This window comes from Streptococcus mitis (assembly GCF_026782865.1).
GTDB classification, from domain to species: Bacteria; Bacillota; Bacilli; order Lactobacillales; family Streptococcaceae; genus Streptococcus; species Streptococcus mitis_CG.
Genome location: NZ_JAKUXK010000013.1, coordinates 22,817 through 30,551 on the forward strand (window position 1 = coordinate 22,817; position 7,735 = coordinate 30,551).

Sequence of the window (7,735 nt, forward strand, 5' to 3'; positions counted from 1 at the left end):
CAAGTGTATTACAATTCTACTTTAGCAACCGCTGTTTTAGCTGCAAGAGAACCTGTTTGTTCTAATTTAACTGATTTAATAGCTTCAGCATTTGTGAAGACAACCACTGTTGAAGTTTCACGATCTGCTGCACGGATAGCATCCAAGTCAGCTGTGACAAGAAGATCACCTGCTACAACTTTTTGTCCTTCAGCTACATGAACAGTAAATGGTTTTCCTTCAAGACTTACTGTGTCCAAACCAATATGAACCAATACTTCAAGACCTGCTTCAGTCACAAGACCAAGAGCATGTTTTGTAGGGAAGATGCTTGATACAGTACCTGAAACTGGAGATACAATGTTTCCATTTGCAGGTTCTACAGCAAATCCGTCGCCCATCATTTTTTGAGCAAATACTGGATCTTTTACTTGTTCCAAAGCAACAACTTGACCGTCTGCTACTGAGTAAACTTCCTCAGTAAGACCTTTGAATTGAACAGTGTTTTGTTGCGCTTCTGTCATTTGACTTGGAAGAGTTTCAGGAATGATTTCACCTGAATCAAGGATATCTTGGATATCAGATTTCAATACGTCTGCTTTTGGACCGTAGATAGCTTGAACTCCTTGTCCTTTCATGACAAGACCCATAGCTCCTTCTGCTTTCCATTGTTCTGCATCACCGACTTTGTCAGCATCTTTTACAGTTACACGAAGACGAGTCATACATGCATCAACATCAACGATGTTTGCACGTCCACCAAGAAGGTTGATAATGTTTACAGCTTGAGAACCTGCTGCAACTTTCACTTCGCTGCTAGCTTCTTCTGAGCCTTCAGCAGTTTCGTAGTTTCCGTTACGTCCTGGAGTTGCGTAGTTGAATTTTTGAATCATGAAGTTTGCGATAAAGTACATGATTACAGCAAAGAGAACAGTTACCCAAACGAAGTTAACGATATCCATACCGATACCAGCGCTAATCGCAATAGGTGTACGAGTCAAGAACTCGATTGAACCGAATGAGTGCATACGTAGGTTTACTACGTCAGCCATAGCGAAGGCCGCACCTTGAACAAGTGAGTAAACAAGATACATAGGTGTTGCTACAAACATGAACATGTATTCGATTGGTTCAGTAACCCCTGTCAAGAATGTTGCAAGAGCTGTCGCAATCATCATACCTTTATATTGATGTTTCTTATCAGCATCGACATTACGGTAGATAGCCACGATCACACCCATCAAGATACCGAATGAACCGATCATTTGTCCAACTTTGAAACGAGCTGGGTGAACAGTATCTAACAATTGTTGGTAGTGACTTGCATCTGCACCTTTAAGGTTAACAAGGTCTGTTACCCATGCAAGCCATAGTGGGTCTTGACCAAATACTTGAGTACCTTTAGCTGCACCCGTCAAAATCTCATAAGTACCACCAAGAGCTGTGTAGTTCATTGGGATTGTCAACATGTGGTGGAGACCAAATGGCAAGAGCAAACGTTCCAAAGTACCATACAAGAATGGTGCAAGGATTGGAGCAGTTTCTTGTGAGTTGGCAATCCAGATACCAAAGCTATTGATACCTGTTTGAACTACTGGCCAAAAGGCAGCAAGTAGAATTGCAGCGATTGCTGAACGAAGAATAACTACAAATGGTACGAAACGTTTCCCGTTGAAGAATGAAAGTGCATCAGGAAGTTTACGGAAGTTGTAGTATTTGTTGTAAGCAGTTGCCCCTACAAAACCTGAGATGATCCCTACGAACACACCCATGTTCAAGGCAGGTGCTTCCATAACGCTAATGAAGTAATCAGCAACTTTGATTGATCCACCAAAGAGAGTTGTTACCATAGCTTCTGGATTTTTCAACATATCTCCTGATACGCCAAAGATTGTACCAGTGATACGGTTAATCAAGATGAAGGCAAGACCAGCGGCGAAAGCACCACCAGCACGTTCTTTAGCCCAGCTTCCTCCAATTGCTAGGGCAAACAAAATGTGAAGGTTACCGATAACCCCCCAACCAATTTGCTCAAGAATTCCACCGGTAACTACAAGTGGTGCAAAAGTTGGGTTAATCATTACGATAGACTTACCGATTGAAATCATCAAACCAGCAGCCGGCATAACCGCGATAACCACCATCAAAGCCTTACCGAATTTTTGCCAAAACTCGAAAGACAAGACATTTTTGAATGTATCTTTCATCATTCAAATCTCCTTTATTTTTATTTAGGCAAACGTTTTACGAAAACGTTTGCACTTAACTATGTATTAATTATACCACTTTAATTTTTTTTGTAAAGGCTTTTATAAAAAAAATGGAGAAAAAAGAGAAAGTTTTTACACTTCCTCTTTTATATTTACATTATTATTCTAGTATTTCAAGAAATATAGTATTAAATCTTTAGGAAACGTCTCATTGATATACCAGATCCAATTGAACCAATAAAGATACCGATAACAAAAAGAAGTGCAATCATGAGAGGTATAAATATATCTGGTGTAATCATTGACAAGTTTTGTCCAATCAATGATTTATTTACAGATTGATAAACCATATTGTAAACAAAGAAAACTAAAACTGATGGGATTGCAGCACCAAACAAACCGATAAAGGCACCTTCTAATAAGAATGGACCTCTGATATAACCATTTTTAGCCCCCACCAAACGCATGATTTGAATTTCACGACTACGTGAAATGATTGTAATACGAATAGTGTTGGAAATTAAGAACACTGCTATAAAGATCAACAGACCAGCTATAACTAATCCCCAAACACGGATGAAGGAAGCAAGTTGGAAAAGACGCTGGGTATTTGCACCGCCATCTTGAACTTCTGACACACCTTCAATTTTTTTAGCCTCTTCAGCTACTTTTTGGACATCACTTGGGGTATTTGTATCTACTACGTAAGCATCGTAGAGTGGATTGGCATCCCCTTCAAAAACTTTCCAATCATCGCCCATCGTTTCAGTTAATTTCTGGTACTGCTCTTCTTTACTTGAGAAGGTAACACTTTTAACAGTGGGCATAGCTTTCAAAGCATCATATACCTTATGGTAATCATTATTGGTTACTGTTTGACCTTCTTTTACAATAGTCTCACTATTGTCGGCTACATCCTTACGAATGTATACCATCACTCGGACATTGTTTTCAATATCGGTAGCCAATTTTGCAGTGTTAAAGATAACAGATGCAAACAAGGCAACAAGTGTCAAAGTAATCATAACCGAACTGACAGCTGCTACTGTCATCCAGCCATTTCGTTTCAAACTTTTTAATGATTCAAATAAATGACGAAAAAATCTACTAATCATCGTATCCATATTCTCCTTTAGCTTCGTCACGAACGACACGGCCATTTTCAATGGCAATGACACGGTGGCGCAAGGTATTTACAATCTGACTGTTGTGGGTAGCCATCAAGACAGTTGTACCTTGGAGATTGATGCGTTCCAACAAATTCATGATCTCCCATGAATTATCCGGGTCCAAGTTTCCTGTTGGTTCGTCCGCAATCAATACTTTGGGATTGTTTACAATAGCACGCGCAATCGCAATCCGTTGTTGTTCTCCTCCTGAAAGTTCATTTGGAAAAGAACGAACCTTATGCTTCAATCCAACCAAGTCTAAAACTTCCATAACACGTTTTTTGATATTACGGCGACTCTCACCAATAACTTCCATTGCATAGGCAATATTTTCATAAACGGTTTTCTTTGGCAAGAGTTTATAGTCTTGAAAGACCACCCCAACACTACGACGTAGAAGCGGAATATCTTTCTTCTTGATTTTAACTAGATTAAAATCTGCTACTGTTAAGCTTCCTTTTTCGATTTTGACTTCTCGGTACAAAGATCTAATAAATGTTGACTTTCCTGCTCCTGAAGGTCCTACGATGTAAACAAATTCCCCTGGTTGAACGCTTACCGAAACACCACGTAGGGCAGTCGTTCCGTTGTCGTATTTTTTGACGACATCTCTCATTTCAATAATTGACATGTGAGTTCCTTTCTATCTTAGCTGATTCTCCACTTGAGATAGGCATCGATAAAACCATCTAGGTCTCCATCCATAACCTTATCTACCTGCGCAACTTCAAAGCTAGTTCGGTGATCTTTTACCATAGTATATGGCGTGAAAACATAAGAACGGATTTGACTTCCCCATGTGATTTCCTTTTTCTCACCCTTGAGGGAATCAACTTCCGCAGCTTTCTTTTCTTGCTCCATTTGATAGAGCTTAGCCTGCAACATCTTCATGGCACGATCTCTATTTCCATACTGGGTACGATCGACTGTTGACTGGACGACAGTTCCCGTAGGAATGTGTGTTAAACGTACACCTGTTGAAACCTTATTGACGTTTTGTCCACCAGCACCACCTGAACGGAAGGTATCCATCTTAATGTCATCTTCACGTATTTCCACTTCAATGGTATCATCCAACTCTGGCATCACTTCTACAGATGTGAAAGAGGTATGGCGACGTTTAGCAGAGTCAAATGGTGAAATACGGACCAAACGGTGAACACCCATTTCTGACTTGAGAAGACCATAGGCATTAGGTCCTTCAAAGGATAGGGTTACCGACTTAATACCAGCTTCATCTCCTGCTTGGTAATCCAAAACTTCTACTTTAAAACCTTTAGCATTTCCATAGCGAGTGTACATACGAAGCAACATATCACCCCAGTCCTGAGCCTCAGTACCACCAGATCCTGGATGGATTTCCAAAATCGCATTATTATGGTCATAAGGTTCTGATAACAGAAGGGTCATCTCGTAACTAGTCATCATCTTATCAAGTTCTGATAACTGTTCAGCCAATTCTTCATACACCGACTCATCTTCAGCTAAAAAGTCTAATAAAATTTCAACTTCATCCTGCAACTCTTCCATTTTGTGGAAGGTGTTATAGGTGTTTTTTAATTCATTTAATTCTTGCGACGTTTTTTGGGCCGCGATATTATCGTTCCAAAAATCAGGTTCTGTCATCTTGTTTTCCAAGATGGCAATCTCTTCCTCTAAACCTTCGAGGTCAAAGAGACCCCCTGAAAGAAGCTAATTTTTCACGATTTGCGTCAATTTTTTGACGAATTTCTGAAATGTCCATAAATACTCCTTTTTTATATCTTTTTATTATACCATAATCTCTTATTTCTTTCCATTTTTTGCTCTAATGACTTTTTCTATCTTGATTATACAATCTAATTGCACAATAAAAACTCATAAAATTTTCTAATAAAATAGAATTGAACGAACTAGTTACCAAAAAAGTTTTATGAGCTACCATCATTCTACCATAAACAAGAGTGAAAGTATTCTCATTTACTGTACTCAAGGCCTAAATTTTTCTCAAATTGCTAAGTTACCTCATCTTTATTAAACTAAATTATGAAATTCCCCAAGTGTTATATCCTTTATGCCTAACTTTCGGGGTACAGTCCAGTTCATACACATAGATCTTTTATCTCATAATCTCCCTGTTTCTTAATAGCGTATAAAAAAATCGTCATATGAATGCCCTTTTGTGTCAATCGTTGGCATAAATAGTTCGCTACTTTTACCTATTTAACAAAAGCCTTCGTAACCTAGTCAAATTATACCACAAAAAGAGAGCGTTTCCGCTCCCTTTACTACTCCGGTAATTCTATCTTCAAGCTCATATCCGTCAGTTGTAATACCTTCTGAACCGCAGCAAGAAAGGCTAGTCCATTATCCGATGGAGAATATTGGAAGGTAATATGGATGACTTTTTTGTCAAACTTATCACCGTATCGTGCCACATACTGCTTGCTTTCGAGGAAGTAGATATAGTTGTTCATTTTTTCCTGCAGAAGTTCCAAATGAACTGCTTCAATTTCTTCCTGCCACTCGAGAGGGTCTACTAGAAGAAGTTCCAAATGATTATCAACTGTACCAATTGCATCAAGTTCAGTTGGCTTTAATTTCGAAGATATAGCCTTTTGTACAAGAGATTTAAACTCTTTAACATCAAATAACTCACGTTTATCTTCTATATTTAGTAGAACAGCTTCAGGGTGATTACGTATGTAGTTTCTATCAATATCGTCTTGCTTTAGGGGCCAGTGCCCTGTTTCAGCATAAATCATGACTTCATATGCTCCCCTAGAAGATTCAAATGCTTTATCCATCAGTTCTTTAGTAATAGGATAGCGAACTTCTGGACCCATGGCTCCGCCAATTTCTTTAAAGAAGCTAATTTCGTAATAGCCGTCTGTCTCATATACAATAAATCCATTGCCTCTATGTACAATCGTATCCGATTGATTATAATCTTCTAACTCATCTTTCTTTGGCCAACGTTGATTTTCACAATAAAACATTACTTCTAAAGAATCTTTGTCTGATTTTGAAACACGTTCTGCTAATTCCTGGCTAATGGGAAAGTTAAGCACTTCTTTTCCTCTACTCCACAAAATCTGATAATCATTATTGTTTTTTAATATCGTACAATTTTTGTATTGCTGAATTTCTGTTGTCATACAAACACCTATTCAAATATCTTTCCTATTGTATAATCACCTGGTTTAAATTGATCTACAACTGCCTCTGGTATACCTCCCTTTGTAAAACCTCCTGGTTCCCAAAGGTCTTGCCAAGCACCTGGCTCATTGCCTGATGGCATACGTAAATTTTTAGGGTGTTTAACATTAATAGTAAGAGGTGAATCACCTAAATACCCTCTATCTAAGCCTAGTAATTCCTCTAATACTCTCGGATTCCCATCTGATGCCAATACAGCTTTATCATATATAAATTTTGGCATTACATAATGTCCCTTTTCTGGTCCAATATTCCCACCAAATTCCATTACAGATTTATTAAATCCTTCTTTACTGATAACCTTTACAACTCCATCCTTAAACATATTTAGATGTGTCTCTATCTCTTGGTGTGAAAGATATCTGGAAGGATCTAAACGTTGACCCTTTTCTGTACTAATCAAACCATCAACGATTTTTCTAGACATATCTGCTCGCTGTATTTTTTCCAGCTCCATCTTAAAGTTTTTAATTTTTGAGTTGCTACTATTAATTACATCAATCCGAGTTCTCTTTGGAATTTCTACACTACCAACAAATTTACCATTCCCCTTACCAACAATGACTCCGCCATTTCTTTCGATATTATCAAGGATTGTTTGGCGTTTAATGGATAAACCATCTTTTGCAGTTGTATAATCCGGAATCCGAATTTTTCCAGTTTTATCTACACCGACCGCTTTTAATTGGATACGCTGAATTTCACCTGCCGCATTACGAGTCTCAACAGTTATTTTCGTTTCAACATCTTTGAAATTTGTCTTGAAGTTACCAATCTTTCTAGTTGAAAACTCTCTATAATTAGAAAAATTTTGTTCAGATAAGTTATTTTTCACCTTATTGAGACTAAACTTGCTGGCTGCTGAGGAGACCGTATAGCCTCCTACCAGGTTTCCGATAAAGTTTGCGGTTTGAGCGTCTTCCTCACTTCCACCTAGGAGCTTAGTCCCATGATAGGCTACCTGACCCGCTGTATAGGCTCCTGCTTCCCCTATCGCAAACTGAGTCAAGCCCTTGACAACGCTCTGAGTCTGCCCTATGGGAATCATGATGGCACTCGCCGTCACAAAGACATTACCAACATCATGATACAGCTTGTCATTCCCCATGAAAAGCGTATCTCGGATGAGATTATAGGATTTCGTATGGGCATCCCCTGCATTCCCAAGTTGGATGTTAT

The 7,735-nt window shown here is 38.6% G+C and carries 5 protein-coding genes and 1 pseudogene; all 6 read right to left on the reverse strand.

The annotated features are described in order from the left end of the window. Nucleotides 1-8: 8 nt before the first annotated feature. Nucleotides 9-2,189: a PTS transporter subunit IIBC gene (locus MK482_RS07880; protein ID WP_136937073.1), complete on the reverse strand. Its 2,181-nt coding sequence runs from the start codon at nt 2,187-2,189 to the stop codon at nt 9-11. 188 nt (nt 2,190-2,377) lie between these two features. Further along, the gene (ftsX, locus tag MK482_RS07885; RefSeq protein WP_124787747.1) at nt 2,378-3,304 is read right to left on the reverse strand and encodes a permease-like cell division protein FtsX; all 927 of its coding nucleotides are present in this window, start codon (nt 3,302-3,304) and stop codon (nt 2,378-2,380) included. Further along, complete coding sequence (gene ftsE, locus MK482_RS07890) at nt 3,297-3,989, reverse strand: cell division ATP-binding protein FtsE (RefSeq protein ID WP_124787748.1); 693 nt, start codon at nt 3,987-3,989, stop codon at nt 3,297-3,299. Before ftsE ends, ftsX begins: the two co-directional genes overlap by 8 nt. Before the next feature lie 17 nt (nt 3,990-4,006). Further along, a protein-coding gene (prfB, locus tag MK482_RS07895; protein ID WP_153220863.1) for a peptide chain release factor 2 occupies nt 4,007-5,102 on the reverse strand; the annotation gives its coding sequence in 2 pieces (ribosomal slippage) (nt 4,007-5,029 and nt 5,031-5,102; 1,095 coding nt in all). A gap of 523 nt (nt 5,103-5,625) precedes the next feature. Then, complete coding sequence (locus MK482_RS07900; protein ID WP_261088224.1) at nt 5,626-6,336, reverse strand: DUF6572 domain-containing protein; 711 nt, start codon at nt 6,334-6,336, stop codon at nt 5,626-5,628. Nucleotides 6,337-6,503: 167 nt separating this feature from the next. Continuing rightward, nucleotides 6,504-7,735: pseudogene (locus MK482_RS07905) on the reverse strand (hypothetical protein); the annotation flags it as partial.

Bases quoted from the DNA above. Each gene is read 5' to 3' on its own strand.
- MK482_RS07880 (WP_136937073.1), bottom strand. From the start codon at position 2,189: ATGATGAAAGATACATTCAAAAATGTCTTGTCTTTCGAGTTTTGGCAA.
- ftsX (WP_124787747.1), bottom strand. From the start codon at position 3,304: ATGATTAGTAGATTTTTTCGTCATTTATTTGAATCATTAAAAAGTTTG.
- ftsE (WP_124787748.1), bottom strand. From the start codon at position 3,989: ATGTCAATTATTGAAATGAGAGATGTCGTCAAAAAATACGACAACGGA.
- MK482_RS07900 (WP_261088224.1), bottom strand. From the start codon at position 6,336: ATGTTTTATTGTGAAAATCAACGTTGGCCAAAGAAAGATGAGTTAGAA.